General features: G+C 68.0%; 24 protein-coding genes. 8 read left to right on the top strand and 16 right to left on the bottom strand.

Annotation, left to right across the window (positions count from 1 at the left end):
- Positions 1-5: 5 nt before the first annotated feature.
- The 7 genes from argC to ABD974_RS17695 all read right to left on the bottom strand — a co-directional run bounded on the left by argC (position 6) and on the right by ABD974_RS17695 (position 7,080).
- Entirely contained in the window at positions 6-992 is a 987-nt protein-coding gene (gene argC / locus ABD974_RS17665; protein ID WP_345304659.1) for an N-acetyl-gamma-glutamyl-phosphate reductase, read from the bottom strand.
- On the bottom strand, positions 985-1,602 hold the full coding sequence (locus ABD974_RS17670; protein ID WP_345304660.1) for a GNAT family N-acetyltransferase: 618 nt from the start codon (positions 1,600-1,602) through the stop codon (positions 985-987). Before ABD974_RS17670 ends, argC begins: the two co-directional genes overlap by 8 nt.
- A 2-nt stretch (positions 1,603-1,604) precedes the next feature.
- Entirely contained in the window at positions 1,605-2,972 is a 1,368-nt protein-coding gene (locus ABD974_RS17675; RefSeq protein ID WP_345304661.1) for an acetylglutamate kinase, read from the bottom strand.
- A complete protein-coding gene (locus tag ABD974_RS17680) occupies positions 2,969-4,099 on the bottom strand; it encodes an acetylornithine deacetylase (RefSeq protein ID WP_345304662.1) in 1,131 nt (376 codons plus the stop codon). The genes ABD974_RS17675 and ABD974_RS17680 overlap by 4 nt, the downstream gene beginning before the upstream one ends.
- Positions 4,086-5,285: an argininosuccinate synthase gene (locus ABD974_RS17685; RefSeq protein ID WP_345304663.1), complete on the bottom strand. Its 1,200-nt coding sequence runs from the start codon at positions 5,283-5,285 to the stop codon at positions 4,086-4,088. Before ABD974_RS17685 ends, ABD974_RS17680 begins: the two co-directional genes overlap by 14 nt.
- 121 nt (positions 5,286-5,406) lie before the next feature.
- Complete coding sequence (locus ABD974_RS17690) at positions 5,407-6,411, bottom strand: N-acetylornithine carbamoyltransferase (RefSeq protein ID WP_345304664.1); 1,005 nt, start codon at positions 6,409-6,411, stop codon at positions 5,407-5,409.
- 255 nt (positions 6,412-6,666) lie between these two features.
- The gene (locus ABD974_RS17695) at positions 6,667-7,080 is read right to left on the bottom strand and encodes a hypothetical protein (RefSeq protein WP_345304665.1); all 414 of its coding nucleotides are present in this window, start codon (positions 7,078-7,080) and stop codon (positions 6,667-6,669) included.
- 104 nt (positions 7,081-7,184) lie between these two features.
- Here ABD974_RS17695 and cysS point away from each other — a divergent pair, with 104 nt between their 5' ends.
- The 4 genes from cysS (at position 7,185) to ABD974_RS17715 (ending at position 11,367) form a co-directional block, all read left to right on the top strand.
- Positions 7,185-8,585 (top strand): cysteine--tRNA ligase, encoded by a 1,401-nt coding sequence (gene cysS, locus ABD974_RS17700; protein ID WP_345304666.1) that lies wholly within the window; start codon positions 7,185-7,187, stop codon positions 8,583-8,585.
- 291 nt (positions 8,586-8,876) lie between these two features.
- Positions 8,877-9,320 carry a SufE family protein gene (locus tag ABD974_RS17705; protein ID WP_345304667.1) on the top strand — a complete coding sequence of 148 codons (444 nt, stop codon included), beginning with the start codon at positions 8,877-8,879 and terminating at the stop codon, positions 9,318-9,320.
- A complete protein-coding gene (locus tag ABD974_RS17710; RefSeq protein WP_425562730.1) occupies positions 9,317-10,618 on the top strand; it encodes an MFS transporter in 1,302 nt (433 codons plus the stop codon). Before ABD974_RS17705 ends, ABD974_RS17710 begins: the two co-directional genes overlap by 4 nt.
- Before the next feature lie 107 nt (positions 10,619-10,725).
- Positions 10,726-11,367 carry a CDGSH iron-sulfur domain-containing protein gene (locus ABD974_RS17715; RefSeq protein WP_345304668.1) on the top strand — a complete coding sequence of 214 codons (642 nt, stop codon included), beginning with the start codon at positions 10,726-10,728 and terminating at the stop codon, positions 11,365-11,367.
- Positions 11,368-11,551: 184 nt separating this feature from the next.
- Here ABD974_RS17715 and dksA read toward each other — a convergent pair whose 3' ends face one another.
- A complete protein-coding gene (gene dksA / locus ABD974_RS17720; RefSeq protein WP_345304669.1) occupies positions 11,552-12,577 on the bottom strand; it encodes an RNA polymerase-binding protein DksA in 1,026 nt (341 codons plus the stop codon).
- A gap of 125 nt (positions 12,578-12,702) precedes the next feature.
- On the opposite strand from dksA, the gene yidD reads away from it, so the two are divergent.
- Genes yidD through ABD974_RS17735 form a run of 3 tightly spaced genes read left to right on the top strand, consistent with a single transcriptional unit; the run spans position 12,703 to position 15,187 of the window.
- A complete protein-coding gene (yidD, locus tag ABD974_RS17725) occupies positions 12,703-12,945 on the top strand; it encodes a membrane protein insertion efficiency factor YidD (protein ID WP_425562731.1) in 243 nt (80 codons plus the stop codon).
- Positions 12,942-14,303 carry a dihydroorotase gene (locus ABD974_RS17730; RefSeq protein ID WP_345304670.1) on the top strand — a complete coding sequence of 454 codons (1,362 nt, stop codon included), beginning with the start codon at positions 12,942-12,944 and terminating at the stop codon, positions 14,301-14,303. The genes yidD and ABD974_RS17730 overlap by 4 nt, the downstream gene beginning before the upstream one ends.
- A 14-nt stretch (positions 14,304-14,317) precedes the next feature.
- Positions 14,318-15,187: a M23 family metallopeptidase gene (locus ABD974_RS17735; RefSeq protein WP_345304712.1), complete on the top strand. Its 870-nt coding sequence runs from the start codon at positions 14,318-14,320 to the stop codon at positions 15,185-15,187.
- Positions 15,188-15,231: 44 nt separating this feature from the next.
- Here the strand turns inward: ABD974_RS17735 and ABD974_RS17740 are convergent, their stop codons facing one another.
- From ABD974_RS17740 to efp, 8 genes are all read right to left on the bottom strand, one after another.
- Positions 15,232-15,678, bottom strand: a complete 447-nt coding sequence (locus ABD974_RS17740; RefSeq protein ID WP_345304671.1) for a GIY-YIG nuclease family protein — start codon at positions 15,676-15,678, stop codon at positions 15,232-15,234.
- A gap of 75 nt (positions 15,679-15,753) precedes the next feature.
- Positions 15,754-17,304, bottom strand: a complete 1,551-nt coding sequence (locus ABD974_RS17745; RefSeq protein WP_345304672.1) for a hypothetical protein — start codon at positions 17,302-17,304, stop codon at positions 15,754-15,756.
- Positions 17,305-17,622: 318 nt separating this feature from the next.
- Positions 17,623-18,555, bottom strand: coding sequence for a GTP cyclohydrolase FolE2 (gene folE2, locus ABD974_RS17750; protein ID WP_345304673.1), 933 nt, complete (start codon positions 18,553-18,555; stop codon positions 17,623-17,625).
- A gap of 85 nt (positions 18,556-18,640) precedes the next feature.
- Positions 18,641-19,348 carry a phytoene/squalene synthase family protein gene (locus ABD974_RS17755; protein ID WP_345304674.1) on the bottom strand — a complete coding sequence of 236 codons (708 nt, stop codon included), beginning with the start codon at positions 19,346-19,348 and terminating at the stop codon, positions 18,641-18,643.
- 11 nt (positions 19,349-19,359) lie between these two features.
- The gene (locus ABD974_RS17760; RefSeq protein WP_345304675.1) at positions 19,360-20,052 is read right to left on the bottom strand and encodes a phosphoglycolate phosphatase; all 693 of its coding nucleotides are present in this window, start codon (positions 20,050-20,052) and stop codon (positions 19,360-19,362) included.
- 94 nt (positions 20,053-20,146) lie between these two features.
- Positions 20,147-20,857, bottom strand: coding sequence for a bifunctional 2-polyprenyl-6-hydroxyphenol methylase/3-demethylubiquinol 3-O-methyltransferase UbiG (gene ubiG, locus ABD974_RS17765; RefSeq protein WP_345304676.1), 711 nt, complete (start codon positions 20,855-20,857; stop codon positions 20,147-20,149).
- A 17-nt stretch (positions 20,858-20,874) separates the two neighbouring features.
- Positions 20,875-22,233, bottom strand: coding sequence for a TRZ/ATZ family hydrolase (locus ABD974_RS17770; protein WP_345304677.1), 1,359 nt, complete (start codon positions 22,231-22,233; stop codon positions 20,875-20,877).
- Positions 22,234-22,430: 197 nt separating this feature from the next.
- A complete protein-coding gene (gene efp, locus ABD974_RS17775) occupies positions 22,431-22,997 on the bottom strand; it encodes an elongation factor P (protein ID WP_345304678.1) in 567 nt (188 codons plus the stop codon).
- Positions 22,998-23,136: 139 nt separating this feature from the next.
- On the opposite strand from efp, the gene epmB reads away from it, so the two are divergent.
- Positions 23,137-24,156 carry an EF-P beta-lysylation protein EpmB gene (epmB, locus tag ABD974_RS17780; protein ID WP_345304679.1) on the top strand — a complete coding sequence of 340 codons (1,020 nt, stop codon included), beginning with the start codon at positions 23,137-23,139 and terminating at the stop codon, positions 24,154-24,156.
- The last annotated feature ends 12 nt before the right edge of the window (positions 24,157-24,168 follow it).

A 24,168-nucleotide genomic window follows, 5' to 3' on the forward strand; every position in this document is an offset into this window, starting at 1 on the left:
CGCGTTCACGGCGGAATACCCGTCATCTCGTCCAGACCGAACGCGAGATTGAGATTCTGCAGCGCCTGCGTCGCCGCGCCCTTCAGCAGATTGTCCTCGGTCGACACCACGACCAGGCGACGGCCGTCCTCAGACAGCGCGAAACCGCCGATCTCGACGTGATGCCGGCCGGCGATGCGGCTGACCCACGGCGCCTCGTCGAACACCCGCACCAGCGGCTCGCCGGCGTAGGCCTCGCGATAGCGCGCGCGCACCGCGTCGAGCGTGGTCGCTTCGGCCAGATGCAGGTTGGCGGTGATCGTGAGCCCTCGGAAATGCGGCGCGACGTGCGGCATGAACTCGACCGGATGGCCGAGCTGCCGGGTCACTTCGCGTTCGTGGATGTGCCCGGTGAGCGCGTACGGCATCAGATTGTCGCGCAGCTTATCCGGATCGTTCTTGTCCGACGGCGACGTGCCGGCGCCGGAATAACCGGACACGCCGAAACACTGGACAGGCCCGGCGAGCAGGCCGCGCATCGGCGCGATCGCGAGCTGCATCGCGGTGGCGTAGCAGCCGGGATTGCTGATCCGGCGCTGGCCGGCGTAAGCGCTGCGGGTCAATTCGGGCAGGCCGTAATACCAGCCATCGTCGAAGCGATAGTCGGCGGACAGATCGACGATGACGGGCTGTACGAAACCGGGCCGTGCGGAAGCGTGATCCGCGATCGCGGCATCGAACGCGGCGACGCAGGCCGCGGCCTTGCCGTTCGGCAACGCCAGCACCACCGCATCGGCGCCGAGCGCCGGCAGCGTGTCGTTCGCCGGTGACGAATAGCGCAGTTCGCCGCGATAACTGTCGATGTGATCGGCGAGTCGCTGGCCGTCGAGCTCGCGCGAGCCGACATAGGCCAGCGCGAAGCGCGGATGCGCGGCGATCAGGCGGACGAGCTCCGCGCCGACGTGGCCGCGGGCGCCGACGATGCCGACGTGGATCGGAGTGGAATCATGCATGGTCTGGGGTGTCCGGCTTGCGGTCCAGCTTGCGGCGCAGTGCATCGGCGATCGCCGGCCATTCGTCGCGGAGGATCGAGAACACGTGGGTGTCGCGCAAGGTGCCGTCGCGATGGCGCATGTGCGCGCGCAGCACGCCGTCGCGACGCGCGCCCAGACGCAGGATCGCCGCCTGCGAGCGCAGGTTCTCGTGACTGGTTTCGAGCGTCACCGACGCGCACGCCCAACGCTCGAAGGCATGGCCGATCAGCAGCAGTTTCGCTTCGGTGTTCAGGCCGGTGCGCTGCGCGCGGCGCGCGTACCAGGTGTAGCCGATCTTGACCCGCGGCACGCTGCGGTCGATGTCGTAGAAGCGCGTGCTGCCGACGATATCGCCATCGGCATCGAACACCGCGAACGGCAGCGCCATACCGGCATCGCGCTGGGCCAGCGCGGCATCGATGTAGGCTTCGGCGTCGCCGGGCTGCGGGCCGGGCACGCTGGTGTAACGCAGCGTCCACAGTTCGCCGTCGGCCGCGGCGCCGCGCAGCGCATCGGCCTGCGCGGCCTGCAGCGGCGCCAGCCGCACGTGGCGGCCGGTCAGCGTCGGCGTGGTCCAGACCTTGTCCATGGTCAGTCCGTCAGCGTCGCCGGGCGCTGCCGGCAGTGTTCGAGACAGGCCTTGATCGTCGCCGCACCGTCGCCGTCGAGATCGCCCAGCCCGTACCAGTAACTGCGCCAGCGCGCCTGTTTCACGCTGCCGTCGGCCTCTGCGTCGTAGAACGCGTTGACCTGATTGCCGTGGCGCGAACGCCAGAACAACCGCGGCTCGGCCTCGCGCATCAGTTGCCACACCGCGCGCCCCAGGCCTTCGCCCTGGGCGTCGTCGAGCACCGCGAACTTGTCGAGGTAAGGCACGCCGCCCTCTTCGGTGAGGATCACCGCGGCACGGTAGTTCTCGCTGACCCAGGCGCGATGCAGCGCGGTGCGCTCGAAGTAATCCGCGACCAGCGTGCGGCCGAAGGCGGATTCGATCAGCCCGCGCAGGCGCTCGGTGTCGAGCTCGTCCCAGCGCGCCGCCTGCAGCACGCGCTCGCCGCGGCGCACCAGCGTGCCGGAGCCCTTGTGGGTGAACAGCTCCTTCGCCAGCTCGTCGGGACGCGTGATCGACACCGACGACGACAGCGGCAGGTGATCGAGCAGTTGCTTGATCTGCTCGATCTTCACGCGCATGCCGCCGTTGATCCACGGCTGCGCCATCAGCGCGTCGTACTCGGTGGACAGGTTGATCGAGTCGATCACCTTGCCGTCGCCGTCGAGCAGGCCGCCGGTGCCGGTGAGGAACACGATCTTGTACGGTTGCAGCACCTGCACCAGTTCGTTGGCGGCGAAGTCCGCGTTGACGTTGAGGATCTGGCCTCCGACGGTCTCGCCGAGACTGGCGATGACCGGGATCGAACCGGCCTGCAGGCTGGCGTGGATCGGCGCGAGATCGACCCGCCGCACTTCGCCGACCAGGCCGTAGGTGTCGCGATCGAGATACTCGGCCTCGAACACGCCGCTGACGATGGAGGTCGCGCGCGCATCCTGCGCCTGCAGCGCTTCGACCAGTTTGAGGTTCTGCGCATGGAACACGCGACGGACGATGGCGAGGGCTTCGGGCGTGGTCACGCGCAGGCCGTTGACGGTCTGCTTGACGATGCCCGCGGCCGACAGTTCCTCGTCGAGCTGCGGACCGGCGCCGTGGATCACGATCGGCGTGAGACCCACGTCCTGCAGGAACGCCAGCGACGAGGTCAGCGCGTCGAGATCGTCGCGCAGCACCGCGCCACCGACCTTGACCACGGCGAAACGCGCGGCGTCGAGCTGCGAGAACCGCTTCAGATATTGCGATATTTCCTTCGCGCCGCTCATGCCGGACAACAGACGGACGATGGTCTGGCGGGTCTGCGGGTCGTGGACCTTGTGGTCGATGGCGGCGTGCTTGAGGATGGGCGTCATTGCGGCGGTGTCCCGTCGAGCATGCGGACGATCGACGCGGCGTAGCGTTCGAGCTGATCGAGCGCGACCCATTCGTCGGCGGTGTGGGCCTGGGCGATGTCGCCGGGCCCGTAGACGATGGCATCGAGGCCGCCCGCGGAGAACAGCGAGGCCTCGGTCCAGAAATCCACGGCGTTGCCGATCGGCAGGCCGAGTCCGTCGGCGAGATCGCGGGCGGCGAGACGGCGCTCTTCCGCAGCAGCGACGTCGCCCGCCGGCAGCGGCGGGCCGCGGAAAGTCTCCTGGTAACGCTCCAGACTGCCGGCCGCGGCGCAGGTGCCGAAACGCGCATGCAGTTCGTCGATGTCGTGCGACGGCAGCGGCCGGAAACCGAAACGCACTTCGGCGCTGGGCGCGATCACGTTCGCCTTGATCCCGCCCTCGACCTTGCCAATGTTGAAACGCAGGCCGGTGAGCCCGCCGAAACGGCGATGCGATTCGCCCTCGACCAGATCCAGCGCCTTCGCGCCCCAGCGCATCGCGTGATGCAGGGCGTTGCTGTGCATCGCGTTGGCGCCGGAGGCGTGACCGGCGGCGCCGCGGAACTTCAGCAGCACCGAGCTGATGCCGCGATGCGCGAGCACCGCCTCGCACTGCGTCGGCTCGGCGACGATGGCTTCGCGGAAACCGTGGTCCGACGCGAGGAACGCGGCGATGCAGCGCGCATCGTTCGCTTCCTCATCGGTGGTGAACAGGAACGCAGCATCGCCGGTGGTGCGCTGCGCGGCCACGATCAGGCCCGCGGCGGCGCCCTTGATGTCGCAGGCGCCGAGCCCGATCGCGCGGCCGTCGGCCACGCGCAGCGTCAGCGGATCGGTGCTCCACGCTTCCGACGAGGGCACGGTGTCGAGATGCACGTTGAACACGCGTGTGGGCCGGCCACGCACGGCGAGCAGCGAGACCGCGCCGTCGCCATGATCGGTGACCGTGCAGGCGAAGCCCGGCAACTGCGCCTGCAGGTAATCGAAGATGCCGCCCGACGGCAAGATCTCGCGCGGCGGGTTGCGTGTGTCGAAGGACACCAGGGCTTCGAGGTGCTTGAGGATCTCATCGAGCATGTCGGTCGCCACGTGATCAGTTGCCGCCATTGACTTCGGCCCACAGCGTACTGCTCATGCCGAACAACTTGATGAAGCCTTCGGCCTCCTCCACGCCCCAGTCGGCGGACTGCGCATAGGTCGCGCCCTTGGCGTTGAGCAGGTGCGGCGAACGCACGGCGACGGCATCGACGCGACCGCCGCGGGTTTCGAGCACGACCTCGCCGTTGACCATCGCCTGCGACGATGCGAGGAAGGCTTCGAGATCGGTCTTCAGCGGGTCGTGCCAGAAGCCCTCGTAGACCAGCTCCACCCACTTGCGCGCCACCTCCGGCTTGAAGCGGTTCTGCTGCTTGGTCAGCACCGCTTCCTCCAGCGCGCGATGGGCGACGAGCAGCGCGGTCAGGCCCGGCGCTTCGTACACGATGCGGCCCTTCAGGCCGATGGTGGTATCGCCGGTGTACATGCCGCGCCCCACGCCGTAGGGCGCGAACAGCGCGTTGAGTTTCGCCAGCAGCTGCGCGCCGGGCAGGTCGGTGCCGTCGAGCGCGACCGCTTCGCCGTTGACGAAGCGCAGCGTCGTGCGCAGCGGCGCCTCCGGCCACTCGCCGCGCGGCGCGCACCAGCCGCGCGCGCCTTCGCCCGGGGCTTCCCACTTGTCGATCTCGCCACCGGACATCGTCAGTCCGAGCAGGTTTTCGTTGATGGTGTAGGCCTTCTGCTTGGCGCGCACGCCGAAGCCGCGTTCTTCCAGATACGCCTGTTCGTAGGCGCGGGTCTGGGTGTGTTCCTTCTGGATCTCGCGGATCGGCGCGACGATGCGGTAATCGCCGCTGGCCTTCACCGCCAGATCGAAACGGACCTGATCGTTGCCCATGCCGGTGCAACCGTGGGCGATGGCGTTGGTGCCCAGCGCCCGGGCGCGCGCCAGCGATGCGTCGACGATCAGGTAGCGGTCGGAGACCAGCAGCGGATACTGGCCCTGGTAGGCCTCTCCGGCGCGCACGAACGGCTTCACGAAGCCGTCCCACAGCGCCGGGCCGCCGTCGATGGTGAGATGCGAAGCGACGCCCAGTTCCGCGGCGCGCGCTTCGATGAAGGCACGCTCTTCGGCATCGACGCCGCCGGTGTCGGCGAAGACGGTATGCACGTTCCAGCCGCGCTCCTTCAGATAGGGCACGCAGAAACTGGTGTCGAGGCCGCCGGAAAAGGCGAGGACGATGTCTTGGCTGCTCATGGATCTCTCTCGTGGTTTGCCCCCTCCCCCGCATGCGGGGGAGGGTTGGGGTGAGGGCATCGGGCGGGAGACGTGTCCCCATCCCGACCTTCTCCCGCGCTGCGGGAGAAGGAGAAAAGCATTACTGGTTGGCGAGTGCCGCCATCACCGCCTTCTGCACGTGCAGGCGGTTCTCGGCCTCGTTCACGGCGATGCAGTACGGCGCGTCCATCACCGCATCGGTGGCCTTGATGTTGCGGCGCAGGGGCAGGCAGTGCGAGAACACGCCGTTGTTGGTCAGCGCCATCTTCCGTTCGTCGACGATGAAGTGTTTGTACTGGTCGCGGATCGGCTTCTCGGGCTCCCAGTTGCCGAAGAACGGCAGCGCGCCCCAGCTCTTCGCGTAGACCACGTCGGCACCGGCGTAGGCGCTGTCGATGTCGTGGCTGACCTGCAGCGAACCGCCGTTTTCGGCGACGTTCTGCGCCGCCCAGCCCATATAGCGCTCGTCGAGGAGGTAATCGGCCGTCGGACACAGCAGGGTCACGTCCATGCCCATGCGCGTGGCGATGGTCAGCGCCGAGTTCGCGACCGCGGTGTTCAGCGCCTTCGGATGGTAGGTCCAGGTCAGCACGTACTTCTTGCCGCGCAGGTCTGTGGTGCCGAAATGTTCCTGCAGCGCCAGCGCATGCGCCAGTTCCTGGCAGGGATGGGTGATCGTTTCCATGTTGATCACCGGCACGGTCGCGTACTTCGCGAACCCCTTGAGCACCTTGTCTTCGCGGTCGCTCGCCCAGTCGACGAACTTCGGGAACGCGCGCACGCCGATCAGGTCGACATAGCGGCTCAGCACCTGCGCGACTTCGGCGATGTGCTCTTCGGTGTCGCCGTCCATGACCGTGCCCAGGTCGAACTCGATCGGCCAGGCGTCCTTCCCCGGGGCCAGCACCACGGCATGGCCGCCGAGTTGGAAAGCGCCGAGCTCGAAGCTGGTGCGGGTGCGCATCGACGGGTTGAAGAACACCAGGGCGATGGACTTGCCCTTCAGCGCATCGCCGATCTTCTCGCGCTTGAAGCGCGCGGCATCGGCCAGCACGGCATCCAGTTCGGTGCGGCTCCAGTCCTGGGTATTCAGGAAATGCTTCATGGCGGGTCTCGTTGGGGAGGAAGGTCGGAAGGCGATGCGCGAAAAAGAAAAGGCCCGGCGGGAGCCGGGCCTGATCTTGGAGTCTCTGTCGTTGCGAAATGACGACGGTCCGGATCACCCAGCTGGCGTGTGGGGTTCCGGTCGGCGCGCGCGCGAGGTCATGCCGGAAGCCATCCGGGCACTGGACATCGACAGGGGCTGCGGGGTCGTCATGAGGTCGGCATGCTCGCATGCGGACCCGGCCGGCGCAAGCGGCTAGCGCCTTTCCCCGGGCGGCATATCCGGCGTCACCGTGATGCGCACCCGCAGGCGTTTGCCGGGGTCCATGGGCAGCCGCGAGCGGTATTTCACGCCGCCATGGATGTAATCGACGTCATAGGCCACCGGACGCTGGAACTGCCGCTCCACCCGCACCGGGCGGCAATCGCGATTGGTCGGGGCGACGCCCGTCGCTTCGGCGGGATGGTCGCAGCGCTGCTCCACCGCCTGGGCCCGCAGGGTCTGGTAGACCGGCTCCACCCGCAGCACCTGCGCATACTCGGTGCGCACGTTCGGGGTCTGTCCGCTGGCGTTCTGGGCCTGCACCGATGAAATCGTCGTCATGCACAGGACCGCCGCGAAGAGCGGCAGGCAGATGGCACGGCGGAGGAAGGCGTTGGGTGCTGGCATCGGCCGGCCAGTGTAGGTGCCCCCGACGAAAGCTGGCTGAACCCACGCTGTCGTAAGGATGGCGAGACGGCTAGAATCGGGTCATTCCCCCATATCGATGAAACATGGACCTTCATCTCTACAACAGCCTGACCCGCAGGGTCGAGGCCTTCGAGCCGCTCGACGCCATCGCTGGACCGACGATGTACGTCTGCGGGCCCACCGTCTACAACTATGTGCACATGGGCAACGCGCGCGGCCCGGTGGTCTTCGGCGTGCTGGCCGCATTGCTGCGCCGCCGCTACGGCAAGCTGCGTTATGCGCGCAACATCACCGACGTCGACGACAAGATCAACGCAGCTGCGAAGGCACTGGGCGTGCCGATCTCGACGATCACCGACAAATACGCCGCGGCCTACCGCGAGGACATGGCCGCGCTGGGCGTCTCCGGGGATTTCGCGCCGGACATCGAGCCGGCCGCGACCGCGCACATCCCGCAGATGATCGCGATGATCCAGCGCCTGATCGACCTGGGCCACGCCTACGCCGCCGAGGGCCACGTGCTGTTCGCGGTGGACACGTTCGCGGAGTACGGCAAGCTCTCCGGTCGCGATCCCGACGAAATGCTGGCCGGCGCGCGCGTCGAAGTCGCGCCCTACAAGCGCAACCCGGGCGATTTCGTGCTCTGGAAGCCGTCCACCGACGATCTGCCCGGCTGGGAATCGCCGTGGGGCGTGGGCCGGCCGGGCTGGCACATCGAATGCTCGGCGATGGCCGAAACCCATCTCGGCGAGACCATCGACATCCACGCCGGCGGCGGCGATCTGCAGTTCCCGCATCACGAGAACGAAGTCGCGCAGAGCGAATGCAGCCACAAGCACGCCGACGGCAGCCACCGGCTGTTCTCGCGCTGGTGGGTGCACAACGGCATGCTCACGCTCAACGGCGGCAAGATGTCGAAATCCGAAGGCCGTCTGCGCCTCGTGCGCGAGGAACTGGCCGAGCATCCGCCGGAAGCGCTGCGCTATGCGCTGCTGTCCGCGCATTACCGCCAGCCGCTGGAGTGGTCAGACGCGCTGATCGACCAGTCCGTGCGCACCCTCGACCGCCTCTACGGCACGCTGCGCGATCTGGCCGACATCGACGCGCTGCCGCGCATTCCGGCCAGCGTCGAAGCGGCGCTGCTGGACGACGTGAACACGCCGCAGGCGCTCGCCGAACTGTCGCGCATCGCCGGCGAAGCGCGCCGCAGCGACAATCACGAAGAACGCGCGCGCCTGAAATCCGAACTGCTCGGCGCGGGCGTCGCATTGGGTCTCCTGCGGCAGGCCTCCGCGAGCTGGTTCGCGCGCGGCGTGTCGGGCGACGACGATGCGCGCATCCAGTCGCTGGTCGACGAGCGCAACGCGGCGAAACAGGCCAGGGACTTCGGCCGCGCCGACGCCATCCGCAAGCAACTCGCGGACGAAGGCATCCTGCTGGAAGACACGCCGCAGGGCGTGCGCTGGGTGAGGAAGCGCGTCTAGAGCGTGTTATGCACTTTTTCATATGCCGCGTTGCGCAGCCTGTGGCGCCGAGACAAGGTTCCGCGGCGCAGCCTTGGCTGGTGGCCAAGGCAAGCCGCGGGCCGCCGGATCGGGCCCGCAGACGGCCTTCGCGGCATATGAAAAAGTGCATAACACGCTCTAGCCGATACGATGTTGCGCCAAGCACGGCAGCGAAGGCATGTCCATCCCGAATGCCATGCATGAATCGCCCTGCGAGCCGCAGAGGCGCTTTCCGGAATCCTTTGCGACTTCAATTCAAAGAAACGACAGATGTCCAGCTTCCCGCTCGAACCCACCGCCGCCGAAGCCCAGGATGCGATCCGCGATGAATTCGCGTTCTTCGGCGACTGGTCCGAGCGCTATCAGTACCTGATCGATCTCGGCCGCAAACTGCCGCCGATGGACGATGCGCTGAAGACCGAGGCGAACCGCCTGCTCGGCTGCCAGTCGATGGTCTGGATCGTGGCCTCGGGCGACGCCGAGCGGCTCGATTTCGCCGCCGCCAGCGACTCGGCCATCGTCTCCGGACTGATCCAGCTCGCGCTGCGGGTCTATTCCGGGCGCAGCGCCGACGAGATCCTCGCCACCGAAACCCGCTACATCGCCGACATCGGCCTGGCGAAGCATCTGTCGCCCACCCGCAACAACGGCCTGGCGGCGCTGCTGGCCTTCATCCGCGCCACCGCGCAGCGCGCGGTCGACGCCCGGACGTGAGCGCGAACGACGTCGACGCGGCCGCATCGGTGGCGCCGCTGCGCAATCGCAGCTTCGTCGCGCTGATGAGCTATCGGCTGCTCACGATCCTGTCGTACCAGATCGTGGCGGTCGCCGCGGGCTGGCATGTGTACGAACTCACCGGCGATCCCTGGAAATTGGGCCTGCTCGGGCTCGCCGAGGTGATCCCGTTCTTCTGCGTGGCGCCGTTCGCGGGCTATCTGGTCGATCACCTCCCCAAGCGTCGCCTCGGCATCGTCGCCTGCATCGGACTCGCGCTGACGCCGCTGATCCTGATCGCGGTCGCGCTGGGCTGGGTGTTCGCCGCGCCCGGCGAAGGCGGCGCGAAACTGTGGCTGATGTATGCCGCGATCATGTTCACCGGCGGCGTGCGATCGTTCCTCGGCCCGGTCCACAACACGCTGTTCGCGTGCATCCTGCCGCGCGAACAATTCACCCGCGCCTCGGGCATCGGCAGCGTGGTGTTCCAGTCCGCGCTGGTGCTCGGTCCGGCGATCGGCGGCGGCGTGATCGGCCTTGTCGCGCGTCTCGGCGATTTCCCCGAGGGCGCGACGGTACCGGCCGGGCCGGCCTATGCGCTCGGCGTGGTGTGCGCGCTGGGCGCCGCGCTCGCGCTCGCGGTCCTGCGCACCACCGAACCCGCGCTGTCGCACGAACGCCAGCCGATCTTCGCCAGCATCGGCGAGGGCCTGCGCTTCGTCCTCCGCACGCCGGTGATGCTGGGCGCGATGGCGCTGGACATGTTCGCGGTACTGTTCGGCGGCGCGGTGTCGCTGGCGCCGGCCTTCATCAAGGACGTGCTGCATGCCGGCCCGGAAGCGCTGGGCCTGCTGCGCAGCGCGCCCGCGGTCGGCGCGGTGCTGGTCGGCCTGTGGCTGGCGCGCCACCCGATCCAGCGCCATGCGGGACGGTTCCTGCTCGGCGCGGTCGCGGGTTTCGGCGCGTGCATCATCGGCTTCGGGCTGTCGGAAACCTTGTGGCTGTCGGTGGCCTTCATGTTCCTGTCCGGCGCCTTCGACGGCATCTCGGTGGTGCTGCGCTCGACCATCCTGCAGTTGGCCACGCCCGATCACATGCGCGGCCGGGTGTCGTCGATCAACAGCATCTTCATTAGTTCGTCGAACGAACTCGGCGCGTTCTACGCCGGTTCGATGGCGCGCCTGCTCGGTCTGGCCCATGCGGTGGTGCTCGGCGGCTGCGTCACCCTGGCGGTGGTCGCGTTCACGGCACTGAAATCGCCGACCGTGCGGCGCCTGGACCTGCGCGATCTCCATTGAGGGGAGGATTTTCGATCGCCGGCCGAGCGACCCGAGGCGACGAAAGACGCGGCCATCGGCGTAGACTCGACGTGCCCGGCTGGACGGGCGCGCACCGGGAGCGGGTCATGGGCAAGGAAACGGTAAGCGGCAGGGACGTCGTGATCCACTTCGACGGACAACGCTGCATCCACGCCCGCAACTGCGTACTCGGACATCCGGATGTCTTCGTGCCGAACGTGGACGGCGAATGGATCCACCCGGACGCGGTCTCCGCCGAGGAAGTCGCGCTGACGGCGCGGCAATGTCCGTCGGGCGCGATCCAGTACGAGCGCCTCGACGGCCAGCGTGGAGAACCCGCGCCGGTGGTCAATACCGTATGCCTTCGCGAGAACGGGCCGCTCGCGCTCAACGCGCCGCTGACCGTCGCCGGCGAAGCCATCGGCTACCGCGCGACGCTGTGTCGCTGCGGCCTGTCCAAGCGCAAACCCTATTGCGACAACAGCCATGCCGAAGGCGGCTTCATCGCCAGCGGCGAAACCGCGCCGAAAGAATCGCAGCCGCTCGCGGCCCGCGACGGCGCGCTGGCGATCGAACCGCAGAAGGACGGCCCGCTCAAAATCGTCGGCAATCTCGAAATCGTCACCGGCACCGGCCACACCGTCGACCGCTGCAGCCAGACCTGGCTGTGCCGCTGCGGGCAGTCGGGAAACAAGCCGTATTGCGACGGTTCGCACCGCAAGGCGGGGTTCGCGGCGGAGGGCGCCTGAATATCGGGCGATGACAGGCGGTTCGAGCCGCTCATCCACGAAAGCAGCCGGATGCACGAGAACACCCGACGCTGTCTGGATGAGATGAACAAACCAGCAGCATCGGCGGGAAAGTCGGATGGCGAAAACAGAAAAGCCCCGCCGAAGCGGGGCTTTTCGTTGGGATCCGCAACGACGGCCGGGATCAATCGCCCTGCTGCTTCTGCAGGTGCTCCCAGCGTTCCTGCTCGTCGATCGTGCGCTCCGCGGTGAGGCGGGCTTCGAGGCGATGCAGGCCGATCTCTTCGCCGGAATCCACGCTGTAGCCGTATTCGCCGGCTTCCAGGCGCTTGAGCGTGCTGTCGATCTTGCCGATCAGCTTGCGGTAGCGGTCGCGGGTGCGCAGTTCCAGCGAGTTCTCGGTTTCGCGGGTGGCGCGTTCGGCATCGTCGCCGACATCGCGCACTTCGTCCTTGAGATTCTCGATGGTCTGCTTCGACTCTTCGATGAGGTCCGCGCGCCACTGCAGCAGGCGCTGGCGGAAGTACTCGAGCTGCAGCGCGCTCATGTACTCCTCGTCGACGCTGGGCTTGTAGCCGTCGGGCACGATCGGGCGGCCGGTGGCCTCGTCGGTCTTGTACGGCACGACCTTGATCTGGGCCTTGGGCGCGGGCGCGGCGGGACGCGAGGTCACGGCGACCGCGACCTTGCCGGCGGCCGGACGCGGCGAGACCGCAACCGGCTTGGCGGCGCTCTTCGGCGGATCGTTCGGGTTCGGCAGCGGGCCCGGCACCGGGGGCTTGGGCGGCTTCGGCGGCTTGGGCGGCGGCTGCGGGGTCGGCGGCGGCGCGGGCGTCGGACTGGGCGTCGGGACCGGTGCCGGCTTCGCGGCGGCCTTGGGCTCGACCTTGGCCGGCGGCTTGGGCGCGGGGGCCTTCGCAGCCGGTGTCTTGGCCGGCGCAGCCTTGATGTCCGCCTTCGGGGCGGGCTTGGCGACCGGCGTCGACTTGGCGGCGGGCTTCGCCGCCTGCTTGGCGACGGCCTTCTTGGCCACGGGCTTGGCGGCCGGCTTCGCGACCGCCTTCTTGGCCACGGGCTTGGCGGGGGCCTTGGCAGCCGGCTTCGCGGCGGGCTTGGCGGCCGACTTGGCCACGGGCTTCTTGGCGGCCGCTTTCGCGGGCTGCTTGGCGGCCGGCTTCGCGGCCTTCTTTGCGGGTTTCTTTACTGCCACGTCCGAGAATCCTCGTATCTTCCCTTGAGGCGGGAAAGCGGGCTGTTATACCCTGCAAAGACTGCAGCGGCAACCTTGCATTTCAGCGGGTCCCGCACGCTGCAATCCCCCGCAGGACCTCCTCCTTGATCGACCGCCTGCTGATCGCCGCACTCCGCTTCTACAAACGCTGGGTGAGCCCCATGCTGGGCCAGCGCTGCCGTTTCGTGCCGACCTGTTCGGAGTACTCGATGGAAGCCATCCAGCGCTTCGGCGCAGTCCGCGGCAGCTGGCTGACCGCCCGTCGGCTGGCCCGCTGCCATCCGTTCTGCCCGGGCGGCCACGACCCGGTTCCGCCCGCCCCCGACCGACCGAGGCCTCCCGCATGAACGACTCCGCCCCCCCGCCGACCCTGATCGTCAACGCCCGTCTGGTCAACGAGGGCCGCGAGTTCGACGCCGACCTGCGCATGGCCGATGGCCGCATCGAGGCCATCGGCAGCGGCCTGAGCGCCCGCCCCGGCGAGACCGTGATCGACGCCGGCGGCCGTCGGCTGCTGCCCGGGATGATCGACGATCAGGTGCACTTCCGCGAACCCGGGCTGGAGTACAAGGGCGACATCGCCACCGAATCTGCGGCGGCGGCGGCCGGCGGTCTCACCAGCTTCATGGAGATGCCCAACACCAGCCCGCCGACCCTGGACAGCGCGGCGCTGGAGGACAAGTACCGCCGCGCCGCGGGCCGCGCCTGGAGCAATTACGCCTTCTACCTCGGCACCAGCACCGGCAACATCGAGGCGATCCGCGCGCTGGACCCGAAGACCGCGCCGGGCGTCAAGGTGTTCATGGGCGCCTCCACCGGCAACATGCTGGTGGACGATCCGGAAGTGCTGGACGCGGTGTTCCGCGACGCGCCGACGCCGATCATCACCCATTGCGAGGACACGCCGACCATCGACGCCGAGCTGGCGAAGTACCGCGAGAAGTACGGCGACGCGATTCCGGTGGAGTACCACGGCGAGATCCGCTCGCGCGAGGCCTGCATCAAATCGACCCGGCTCGCGATCGAACTCGCCCGCCGCCACGATGCCCGCCTGCACGTGCTGCACATCTCCACCGCCGACGAACTCGCCCTGTTCGAACGCGGGCCGCTGATCCGCGCCGACGGCAGCCGCAAGCGCATCACCGCGGAGACCTGTGTGCATTTCCTGCGCTTCGACAGCCGCGACTACGCAACCCGCGGCAACTTCATCAAATGCAATCCGGCGATCAAGGACAGCACCGATCGCGAAGCGCTGATCGACGCGCTGGCCGGCGATGTCATCGACGTGCTCGCGACCGACCACGCGCCGCACACGCTGGAAGAAAAGCAGCACGGCTATCTGCGCGCGCCCAGCGGCCTGCCGCTGGTGCAGTTCGCGCTGTCGGCGGCGCTGGAATGCGTGCACGAAGGCCGGCTGAGTACGGCGCAGGTCGTGCAGAAGTTCGCGCACGCGCCGGCGCAGTTGTTCGACGTCAGGGAACGCGGCTTCCTGCGCGAGGGCTATCGCGCCGACCTCGTGCTGATCGACGACACGCCGTTCACGGTCGAGCGTTCGCAGGTGCTGTCGAAATGCGGGTGGTCGCCGTTCGAGGGCACGACCTTCCGTTCGCGCGTCGCATCGACCTGGGTCAACGGTCATCTCGTCTGGGACGGGCGCGCACTGGTCGGCAGCCCGCGCGGCCAGCGCCTGGAATTCGACCGTTGAAACGCACGGCGACAGTGCGTGCCGTCGTCATCGCAATGCTGACGATGGCGTTGTCGGCCTGCGGCGGCACGACCGTCGTTCGCGAGCCATCGCCACCGCCCGCTGGTGGCGGCGCGATCCCCGTCCGCGCCACCATGCTGCCCGCATCGGTGCAGCAGGGCACGCTGATCGTCGGCAGCACCGACCCGGGCGCCATCGTCGAATACGCCGGACGCACGGTGCGGGTGTCGCCGTCCGGGCGCTTCGCCTTCGGCGTCGGTCGCGATGCGGTCGGCCCGTTGGCGGTGAACGTACGCTCGCCTGCGACCGGCACGATCGCGCATCGCATCGAAGTGACGCCACGCGACTGGCCGATCGAACGCATCGACGGCGTGCCGCCGGCGACGGTGAATCCGCCGCCCGACATCGCCGAGCGCATCGCCCGCGAACAGGCGCAGGTCGCCGCGGCGCGCGCGCGCGACGATGCCCGCGAGGATTTCGCGCAGCGGTTCATCTGGCCGGTGGAAGGCCGCATCAGTGGCCGCTTCGGCAATCAGCGCGTGTACAACGGAGAAGCCAAGGCACCGCATTCGGGCATGGACATCGCCGCCGCGCAGGGCATGCCGGTCAAGGCGCCGGCGGCGGGCATCGTGACCTTCGCCGCGCCGGATCTGTATCTCACCGGCGGCACCGTGCTGATCGACCACGGCGCTGGCGTCAGCTCGAATTTCCTGCATCTGTCGCGCATCGACGTGCGGGTGGGCGACCGCGTCGAACAGGGGCAGGTCTTCGCCGCGGTGGGCTCGACCGGGAGATCGACGGGACCGCATCTGCATTGGGGGATGAATTGGTTCGACGTACGTGTCGATCCTTTATTGGTGCTGGAACGCGACGAGGAGCAATAGTTCATCCGCACATGATGCGTTAGTTGACGATCTGAGGCGACGTACTATCGAAGATGCAGCTTGGCCGAAATCGGCAAAAACTGCTTGAGCTCCCCCCTCTCTGATCTGATTTCATGGTGCCTTAAACGGGTGCCCTTGATGTTGACGAGGCCGTGCCCCAGAGCCAAATAGTGAGAGATGAAGGTCTCCTCAGTAATTTCCAATGCGTTCTTGTGCATCTTTCCTTTTTTAGGTGCGAACTCTGCGAAGACGAGGCGACGCTCGCCATTCCTGGCATCTTTGATGGCATCCATTAATCGGCGGTTATTGAATTGCTGCTTGATCCGGCGCCGGATGTTTTCGGATTTACCGACATATAAAGCCTCAGCGTCTTCGCCATAAATCCGAAGAAAAATATAGATTCCAGGGGCCTGAGGTATAAGCTCATAATCACAACCATCCATTTTTTTCGGCAATTTTATGGATGGATGCCAAACCAAATTCACTTGCATACGCGCCTCCGGTACAAATCGTTTTTGATACTCGGCCCGGTCTTTCGACCGGGCCGTTGCGCATCGTGCGATGGATTACTTCTTCGCTTCGGCCGGTGGTGCGGCCGCCGGCTGCGGCAGATCGTTGCGCGCATTGCCCGGCATCGCCCACGAGAAATCGGTCTTCGTGAAATCGGCGAAGCAGGTCTGGCTGCCCGGCGGGGTCGACTGTGTGCACGCGTTCGAGCTGAAGTCGATCGGCGCGGTGTAGCTGGCCGGATAGTTCATCGTGGTCGCGGCGTTGACCGGCGGCGTGCCCGAGACCGCGGCGGCGCCGAAGGTCGCGACGCCATGGCAGCTCATGCAGTTGCTGGTCTGGCCGGCGGGAATGCCGCTGGAGGTTTCCAGGAACGGATTGAAGCAGACCACCATCTCGCTCGATGCGTTGCCCTTGGTCTGGTTCCACGCCGTGCACATCGCGTAGTTGCGCCAGGCGCCCTTCACGTTGGCGGTCATGCCCTGCTTGCTGCCGGGGAAGTTGTTCGGCGCGTCCGCACCGGGCTGCCACCAGAAGGTTTCCCAGGTCCAGTTCACGATCGTCTTGCTGTTGACGTGCATGCCGGCCAGCACGCCGAAATCGCCGGCGGCGGCCTTCAGTCCCTGGCCCTGGTCGCCGTTGTTGGCGAGATTCCTGTTCCAGTTGTCGGCGTCGGCCTGATCCATCCTGAAGCTGTAGATCGTCGACAGCGGCGCGTACAGATAGCTCTGGCACGCCAGCGACGGACTGGGCACGGCCTGCTTGATCTGCTCGGGCGTCGCCACGACCGGCGCCGTATCGGGACCCCCGGTGTTGGTCGGATCCAGCAATACGCAGGTGAGCCAGGTTTCCGGCGTCGCGTTGGCCGGCGTCGTGGACTGCTGGGTGCCCTGCCACAGCGGCATCGGCGTCAGGCCGCTCGCCTTGACCAGGAAGATCACCGGCTTGGTTTCCATGCCGGCGAAACCGATGGCGTCGCCGTTGTCGGGCTGATACGGCGCATCGACGACCTTGCGATCCGCGACCGCGGTGCCCTGCGGCCACGCGGCGTTGAGGTCGACCTGGCTCTGCATCGAGGTGTAGCTGTACTGCACGCCGCCCGGGCCGGGATGTTGCGCGGCCAGATAGCCCGCCATCGACGGATTGAATTTGTTGAACGACACCACGTTGGTGTCGGCGGGCAACTGCAGGCCGGCCTTGCGCGCGCTGTGCGCGATCTGGCTCGCGGCCTGGAAGGCGCGCGCGGGTCGCGTCATGCCGGCCACGCAGCCTTCCTTGCTGAAGGTCTCGCTGATGCCGCACCAGGTTTCCCACACCGGCAGATTGGCGCCTTCCCACATCTGACCGGAGTCGCTGGTCATGCCGGCCCAGAGATTCCATGCGGCGGTGGTGATGTTGTCGATCTGCCAGGCGTCGGCCCAGGCCTGGAATTCGGCGCGGTTGCCGGGATATCCGTAACCGGCCGGGATATCGACGGGCTTGACGATGGAAGCCGCCGGCGCCGGCGCGGTATCTGCGGGTTTTTCAGGGGCCGCAGGCGGCGGTGTTTCCTTGTTGCAGGCCGCCAGCAACAGCGCTGCGGGCAGCAGCGCGAGCAATCGCATCTTCATGAGACCTCCGGTGTCGTTCGATGATGGACGGGACCGCTTCGCGCCCCACTTCCTCGCTCCGCATCCCGCAGACAGAACCCGCGCCCGCGCTTCCAGGAAGGCACATGCGCGAGGCGAGCATACGGACTCCGGCATCGGTCCACAATCGATGCGTACGCGACGTTCGCGATGCGCCGACGCATGCCGATGCACGCCGTCGATCAATCGACTGGATCCTCATCGACTGGATCCTCATCGACTGGATCCTCATCGATTGGATCCGCATCGATTGGATCCGCATCGATTGGTTCCGCGACGAAACCGATATCGGGCCTGCGGTCAGCCGGCCGCGCGACCCTTGCCCGACACCTGCGCCACCGCATCGTGCGGATGCAGGCTTTCGTAATGCGAGACGCACACATCGAAGCGTTGCACGCGGGCGTCGTCGGCGAGCGCGGCGGCGACGCGACGCGCGGCGTCTTCGCAGAACATCAGATTGTCGGCGTTGAGTTTCGCGAAGGCCTGCTCGTCCTCGCGCTTCACCGCGGTTTGCACCGGCGTGCCAAGCGCGGCTTCGGCGCGGTCGATCAGGTCCGCCACCGGCAGTTCGTCGAACGCGGGCTGCAGCTCGACCCGGATCTCGGCGCGGCTGCGCTGCGCGTGCGGCGTGGCGGCGAGACCACGCTCCGACGCCAGCCAGTCGCGCACGACATGCGTGGACAGCGGATGCGCCGCGGCGAAGTCCTCCGCGAAGCGTTCGGCATTGAGCTGCCGAGACAGCGCCGCGGACGCCGGACAGGTGCTGGAGTATTCGACCGCATACGCGACCGTCAGCGACAGATGGCCGTCGGCCAGCAGCGCGTCGATTTCGAGCGGATAGCGTTTCCAGCCGCTGTTGTCGCTGGCCAGCGCGCGGCGCTTCAGCATCTGGTCGAAGCGCAGGGTCAGGCGCGCGGAGGACGACAGCGCGCCCTGCGACTCCACGCACTCCTGCAGCACGCGACGCAGTCGCGCGGGCGTCAGCACGTCTTCGACCAGCGTGTCCTGCAGACGCAGATAGAGGCGGGACATGTGAATGCCGCGGGCGCCGGGATCGCGCAGATCGACGAAGACGTCGACCGAGGCCGGCACCTGCAGGCTGCCGCCATCGTCGCCGCGGACCCGCAGCGGCAGCGCGATGTTGCGCATGCCGACCCAATCGAGCGCGCGCGCCGCGGCGGCGGCATCGCCGGCCACGTCGGGCATCGGAAGGGAGGTCGGTCGCAGGGTCACGGGTGGGGGCCGGACAGCGGAGGGGCGGCCATTGTACCCAGCCGGGTCGCCGGCTTCCGAAACCAGGCCGGAACGGAGCGTTGTCTCAGCCCCGGGCCGCGCGCCAGCTGCGCCAGAGCGCGGCCGGCGGCGACAACGGCGCGGCCTCTGCGCCGGCGGAAACGCGCTGCAGACGGGCGCGACACAGCGCGTCGTGGATCCGTCGCGGACGCGTCGCCGCCCGCAGCGACGACGTGGCGAGCAATTGCCCGGCCCAGATCCGAACCTGAGCGGCATCGCCGGCACCCTCGCGATGCCACAGCGCGTGCAGGGCAAGCAGTCCGAAGGCATCCGTGTTCGACGCACCGGGCGCGGCCGCAGCCGACTCCGCGAACAGCGCACGCTCGCAGTCGTGCATCGCATCGGCGAGCGTCTGCAGGGTCGGCCGCAGGCGCTCGGGCGCATCTCCGCGCCGCAGCGGCTCGCGCACGGCCTGCAGCGCGGACAGGTGGGCCGCCAGTGTCGTCCATGGCGCCGCCTGCTTCAGGAGGACGCGGCCGAGCGGATGGCGTCGCGCGCCTTTCGCCCAGCCCCGCAGTTCGTCCTGCCACCAGGCCAGTTTCGCGAACCCGGGCGTCGGATCGTCGCCGGCCCAGGCGGCATCGGTCCATTCCTGCAGCAGCGCGAGCCAGGCCTCGGCCGGCAGGCGCTGCGGCTCGGGCAGGAACACCTGGGCGATGCGCCATTCCGGCCAGCGCCCGCGCCACTTGTCGAGGAAATCGTCGAGATCCGCGGCGGGACCCGTATCGGGCATGACGGCGTCGTTCACGGTGTCGCGATCGCGCCCGCGGTCGGCCACACCGCCGCGTCCAGCAGCGCGTGCGGCTGCTCGATCATCACGTCGCCGCCCCATGCCAACGGATCGTCGCCGGGCAGACGATAGCCCCACAGCGCCACGATCGACGGCATGCCGGCGGCGCGCGCGGCGACGATGTCGCGCTCATCGTCGCCGACGTAGACGCAGTCGCGCGGATCGATGCCGAGCACCGCCGCCGAATGCAGCAGTGGCAGCGGATGCGGCTTGCGTTCGGGCAGCGAATCGCCGCCGATCAGCACGCCGCAGCGATCGGCCCATCCCAGCATCGGGATCAGCGGACGCGCGAGGTATTCCGGCTTGTTGGTGACGATGCCCCAGCGCACGCCGTCGGCATCGAGCGCGTCGAGGATCGCGGCGATGCCGTCGAACAGCACGCAGTAGCGGCCGAGGATGCCTTCGTAGGCGTCGAGAAAGGGTTTGACCAGCGCTTCGCGCGCGTCGGCGTCGAGATGCCCGAACGCGCAGCCGATCATCGCCCGCGCGCCCTTGGAGACATGCGGCCGCAGCACCTCATGCGCGACCTCGGCCTCGCCCCGCGCACGGCGCAGGATGTTGATCGCCTCGACCATGTCGGGCGCGCTGTCGAGCAGCGTGCCGTCGAGGTCGAAGAGGACGCCGCGGGGGAATCGGATCGGGGACAACGGACGCTCCACTGCAATGAGACGAATCTGTAGGAGGGCCTTCAGGCCCGATTGCGCGGCATCAACGAAAAAATGCTCGGGACTGAAGCCCCGCCTACGGTTTCGTTGCGCATGCGATGTAGTTCACGTCGGTGCGACTGCCGACGCGCGCGGTGTGGCGCAGCGGGTCGTAGATCAGTCCGCTCACGTCGTCCAGCGACAGGTCCGCCGCGCGCAGCCAGGCCGCCAGTTCGGACGGCTTGATGAAATCACGGTACTGGTGCGTGCCCTTGGGCAGCATCCGCGCGATGTACTCGGCGCCGACGATCGCCAGCGCGAACGCGGCCGGCGTGCGATTCAGCGTGGACAGGAACAACCGCCCGCCGGGCTTGAGCAGCGTGGCGCAGGCGGCGATCACCGCGCCGGGATCGGGCACGTGTTCCAGCATTTCCATGCAGGCGATGGCATCGAAATGCGCCGGCATCTCTTCCGCCAGCGCTTCGACCGCGCTGAGCCGGTAATCGACCTGCACGCCGGACTCCAGGCGATGCAGTTTCGCGACCTTGATCAGATCCGGTGCCAGATCGATGGCGGTGACCTCCGCGCCCTCGCGCGCCAGCGCCTCGCTGAACAGCCCGGCGCCGCAGCCCACATCGAGCACGCGCGCACCGCGCAGCGTCGTGCGTTCACGCACATAGCCGAGCCGCGCGGGATTCAGCGCGTGCAGGGGTTTCTGGGGACCTTCCGGGTCCCACCACCTGTTCGCCAACGCATTGAACTTGTCGAGTTCGACCTGACTGAAGTTGTCGTGCTGTTCTGCGCTCATCGTCTCGTCCAATCCTCTCAACCGACCTTCACCGCGCCGATCCGCGCCTGCCACTGCCGCGCGTTGGCGAGGATGCCGTCGAGATCCATGTCGACCAGAATGCGGTCGCGCAGTTTCGCGCGGCCGGCGATCCACACGTCCGACACCTGATGCCGGCCGGTGGCGTAGACCAGTTGCGACAGCACGTGATGCAGCGGCTGGGTTTCCAGCGCCGACAGATCGACGCAGGCCAGGTCCGCCTGCTTGCCCGGTTCGATCGAACCGACCAGATGATCGAAGCCCATCGCCTTCGCGCTGCCCAGCGTGGCCGCATGCAGCGCGCTGGCGGCGTCGAAGGCGGCGGCATCGTCGGCCACGGCCTTGGCCAGCAGCGCGGCGGTGCGGGTCTCGCCGAACATGTCGAGATCGTTGTTGCTGGCGCAGCCGTCGGTGCCGATCGCCACGTTCACGCCGGCCTTCAGCAGCTTCGCGACCGGGCAGAAGCCGGAAGCGAGCTTGAGATTGGATTCGGGGCAATGCACCACGCTGACGCCGCGCGCGGCGCACAGCGCGATTTCGGCGTCGGTGAGCTGGGTCATGTGCACCGCGATCAGGCGGTCGTTGATCAGGCCGAGACGGTCGAGCCGCGCGATCGGCCGCTGCCCGTGTTTTTCCTGCGACTGCTGCACTTCCTGCGCGGTCTCGTGCGTGTGCAGGTGCACCGGCACGTCGAGCTGGTCGGCGAGCATCCGGATGCGTTCGAAATTGTCGTCGGAGACGGTGTACGGCGCGTGCGGCGCGAACGCGGTCGCGATCAGCGCATCGTGACGCCACTGGTCGTGGACTTCGCCGGCGCGATCGAAATATTCGTCGTCGCTCTTCGCCCACGCGGTCGGGAAATCGATGACCGGCAGGCCGACGCGGGCGCGGAAGCCGTGGCGCCTGTAGGTCGCGGCCTGCACGTCGGGGAAAAAGTAGTTTTCGTTGCAGCAGGTGGTGCCGCCGCGCAGCATCTCGGCGATCGCCAAGGCGATGCCGTCGGCCACGTAGTCCGGGCCCATGATCGCGCCTTCGATCGGCCAGATGTGTTCCTGCAGCCACTGCTTCAGCGGCAGGTCGTCGGCGACCCCGCGCATCAGCGTCATCGGGTTGTGGACGTGGGCGTTGACGAGGCCGGGAATCAGCGCGCCCTCCGGCCGCGAGACCGTCTCCTTCGCCTCGAACCGGGCGCGGGCCTCGGCGATGGGCAGCACGGCGAGGATGACGCCGTCGCGCACCGCGACCGCGTGGTGTTCGAGCACCGCGCCGCGGGGCGCGATCGGGACCACATGGCGGGCTTCGATCAGGAGATCGCAGGATTCCGGGACAAGCGCTTCGGACACGGGCTGATAGGTCATGGCGGCATTGTCGCATTCCGGCGCCGCAGGCGGCACTCAACCCGCCGTGGGCATATTCCGGGGATGGCCGCAGGCGGCCCGGAAACGCGGAAGCCCGCCTTGGGGGCGGGCTTCCTTGGACGGCAGATCCCGCGCCTGCGGCTCGGGATGATTGATTCGCGACGCAGCCGGCCGATGGCCGGCTCGCTGCGAATCGATCACTTCACGCGGCTGACGTATTCGCCGGAACGGGTGTCGACCTTGATGATCTCTTCCTGCGCCACGAACAGCGGTACGCGGACCACGGCGCCGGTTTCGAGGGTGGCCGGCTTGCCGCCGGTGCCGGCGGTGTCGCCCTTCACGCCCGGATCGGTCTCGACGATCTTCAGTTCGACGAAGTTCGGCGGCTGGACGTTGATCGGGTTGCCGTTCCACAGGGTCACCACGCAGGCTTCCTCGCCCTTCAGCCACTTCTCGGCGCCGCCCATGCCGGCCTTGTCGGCCTGCACCTGCTCGAACGACTCCTGGTTCATGAAGTGCCAGTATTCGCCGTCGCCGTAGAGGAACTGCATGTCGGTGTCGACCACGTCCGCGACTTCCACCGAGTCGGTGGCCTTCATGGTCATTTCGACCACGCGGCCCGACTTGATGTTGCGGTACTTGATGCGGGTGAAGGCCTGGCCCTTGCCCGGCTTCACGTATTCGGTTTCGGTGATGACGCAGGGGTCGTTGTTGACCAGGATCTTCTGTCCGGTCTTGACGTCGTTCATGCCCAGGCTGGCCATGGAATGCTCCTGATGGATTCGTCTGCTGGACCGTCCCGGGCCGTGGAACCCGAGGGCGGCTTAGAATGGAGGGCCAAGTCATGCAGGACCGGACCCGGGATGCCGGCGCGTCCCGACGAACGGCCCGACCGAACTCCCTATGATACCCGCTGCCCCCCTCTCAACCCAGCCCGCCCACGAGGCCGGGCCGGACTGGAAGCGCCTGTGGCGCGACGCCGTGCGCGATCCGGCCGAACTGCTGGCCCTGCTGGGTCTGGACGGCCGGGTGCCGGGGCTGTCGGCCGATGCCGCCGCGCAGTTCCCGCTTCGGGTGCCGCGGGGCTTCGTGGCCCGGATGCGGCCCGGCGACCCGCACGATCCCCTGCTGCGCCAGGTGCTGCCGCTCGACGACGAACTGCGGCCGATGCCCGGCTTCGGTCTGGACGCCGTGGGCGACGGCGCGGCGAAGGCCGCCACCGGCGTGATCCACAAATACCGCGGCCGGGCCCTGCTGATCGCCACCGGCAGCTGCGCGGTGCACTGCCGCTACTGCTTCCGCCGCCATTTCCCGTATGCCGACGAGACCGCGGCCGCCGCGCAGTGGCGCGAGGCGGTCGAGGCGATTCGCGCCGATGCCAGTCTCGACGAGGTCATCCTCTCCGGCGGCGATCCGCTGTCGCTGAGCACGGCCAAGTTGGCCGAGCTGACCGCACAACTGGCCGGCATCGCGCACGTCCGCCGGCTGCGCATCCACACCCGCCTGCCGGTGGTGCTGCCCGAGCGGGTGGACGCCGAATTCGACGCCTGGCTGCGCGCCCTGCCCTGGCCGGTGGCGGTGGTGATCCACGCCAACCATGCCAATGAATTCGATGCGGATGTCGACGCTGCCTTGGCGAGCCTGCGCGACGCGGGCGCGACCGTGCTCAATCAGGCCGTGCTGCTGCGCGGCGTCAACGATTCGGTCGACGCCTTGGCCGCCCTGTGCGAACGCGGCTACGCCGGCGGCGCCCTGCCCTATTACCTGCACCAGCTGGACCGAGTCCAGGGCGCGGCGCATTTCGAAGTGGGCGACGACGAGGCCCGCGCCCTGCATCGCGCGCTGATCGACCGCCTCCCCGGCTACCTCGTGCCGAAACTCGTGCGCGAGGTGCAGGGGGATGGGGCGAAGCGGGGGTTGTGAACCGCTGTCACT

This window comes from Lysobacter hankyongensis (assembly GCF_039543145.1).
Lineage (GTDB): Bacteria > Pseudomonadota > Gammaproteobacteria > Xanthomonadales > Xanthomonadaceae > Lysobacter_I > Lysobacter_I hankyongensis.

What these genes read in the sequence shown, in the direction of transcription:
- argC (WP_345304659.1), bottom strand. Translation starts at nt 992, where the DNA reads ATGCATGATTCCACTCCGATCCACGTCGGCATCGTCGGCGCCCGCGGC.
- ABD974_RS17730 (WP_345304670.1), top strand. Translation starts at nt 12,942, where the DNA reads ATGAACGACTCCGCCCCCCCGCCGACCCTGATCGTCAACGCCCGTCTG.
- ABD974_RS17715 (WP_345304668.1), top strand. Translation starts at nt 10,726, where the DNA reads ATGGGCAAGGAAACGGTAAGCGGCAGGGACGTCGTGATCCACTTCGAC.
- cysS (WP_345304666.1), top strand. Translation starts at nt 7,185, where the DNA reads ATGGACCTTCATCTCTACAACAGCCTGACCCGCAGGGTCGAGGCCTTC.
- ABD974_RS17685 (WP_345304663.1), bottom strand. Translation starts at nt 5,285, where the DNA reads ATGAGCAGCCAAGACATCGTCCTCGCCTTTTCCGGCGGCCTCGACACC.
- ABD974_RS17745 (WP_345304672.1), bottom strand. Translation starts at nt 17,304, where the DNA reads ATGAAGATGCGATTGCTCGCGCTGCTGCCCGCAGCGCTGTTGCTGGCG.
- ABD974_RS17670 (WP_345304660.1), bottom strand. Translation starts at nt 1,602, where the DNA reads ATGGACAAGGTCTGGACCACGCCGACGCTGACCGGCCGCCACGTGCGG.
- ABD974_RS17680 (WP_345304662.1), bottom strand. Translation starts at nt 4,099, where the DNA reads ATGGCGGCAACTGATCACGTGGCGACCGACATGCTCGATGAGATCCTC.
- ABD974_RS17755 (WP_345304674.1), bottom strand. Translation starts at nt 19,348, where the DNA reads ATGCCCGATACGGGTCCCGCCGCGGATCTCGACGATTTCCTCGACAAG.
- ABD974_RS17695 (WP_345304665.1), bottom strand. Translation starts at nt 7,080, where the DNA reads ATGCCAGCACCCAACGCCTTCCTCCGCCGTGCCATCTGCCTGCCGCTC.
- ubiG (WP_345304676.1), bottom strand. Translation starts at nt 20,857, where the DNA reads ATGAGCGCAGAACAGCACGACAACTTCAGTCAGGTCGAACTCGACAAG.
- epmB (WP_345304679.1), top strand. Translation starts at nt 23,137, where the DNA reads ATGATACCCGCTGCCCCCCTCTCAACCCAGCCCGCCCACGAGGCCGGG.
- efp (WP_345304678.1), bottom strand. Translation starts at nt 22,997, where the DNA reads ATGGCCAGCCTGGGCATGAACGACGTCAAGACCGGACAGAAGATCCTG.
- ABD974_RS17770 (WP_345304677.1), bottom strand. Translation starts at nt 22,233, where the DNA reads ATGACCTATCAGCCCGTGTCCGAAGCGCTTGTCCCGGAATCCTGCGAT.
- ABD974_RS17690 (WP_345304664.1), bottom strand. Translation starts at nt 6,411, where the DNA reads ATGAAGCATTTCCTGAATACCCAGGACTGGAGCCGCACCGAACTGGAT.
- ABD974_RS17705 (WP_345304667.1), top strand. Translation starts at nt 8,877, where the DNA reads ATGTCCAGCTTCCCGCTCGAACCCACCGCCGCCGAAGCCCAGGATGCG.
- ABD974_RS17675 (WP_345304661.1), bottom strand. Translation starts at nt 2,972, where the DNA reads ATGACGCCCATCCTCAAGCACGCCGCCATCGACCACAAGGTCCACGAC.
- ABD974_RS17740 (WP_345304671.1), bottom strand. Translation starts at nt 15,678, where the DNA reads ATGCAAGTGAATTTGGTTTGGCATCCATCCATAAAATTGCCGAAAAAA.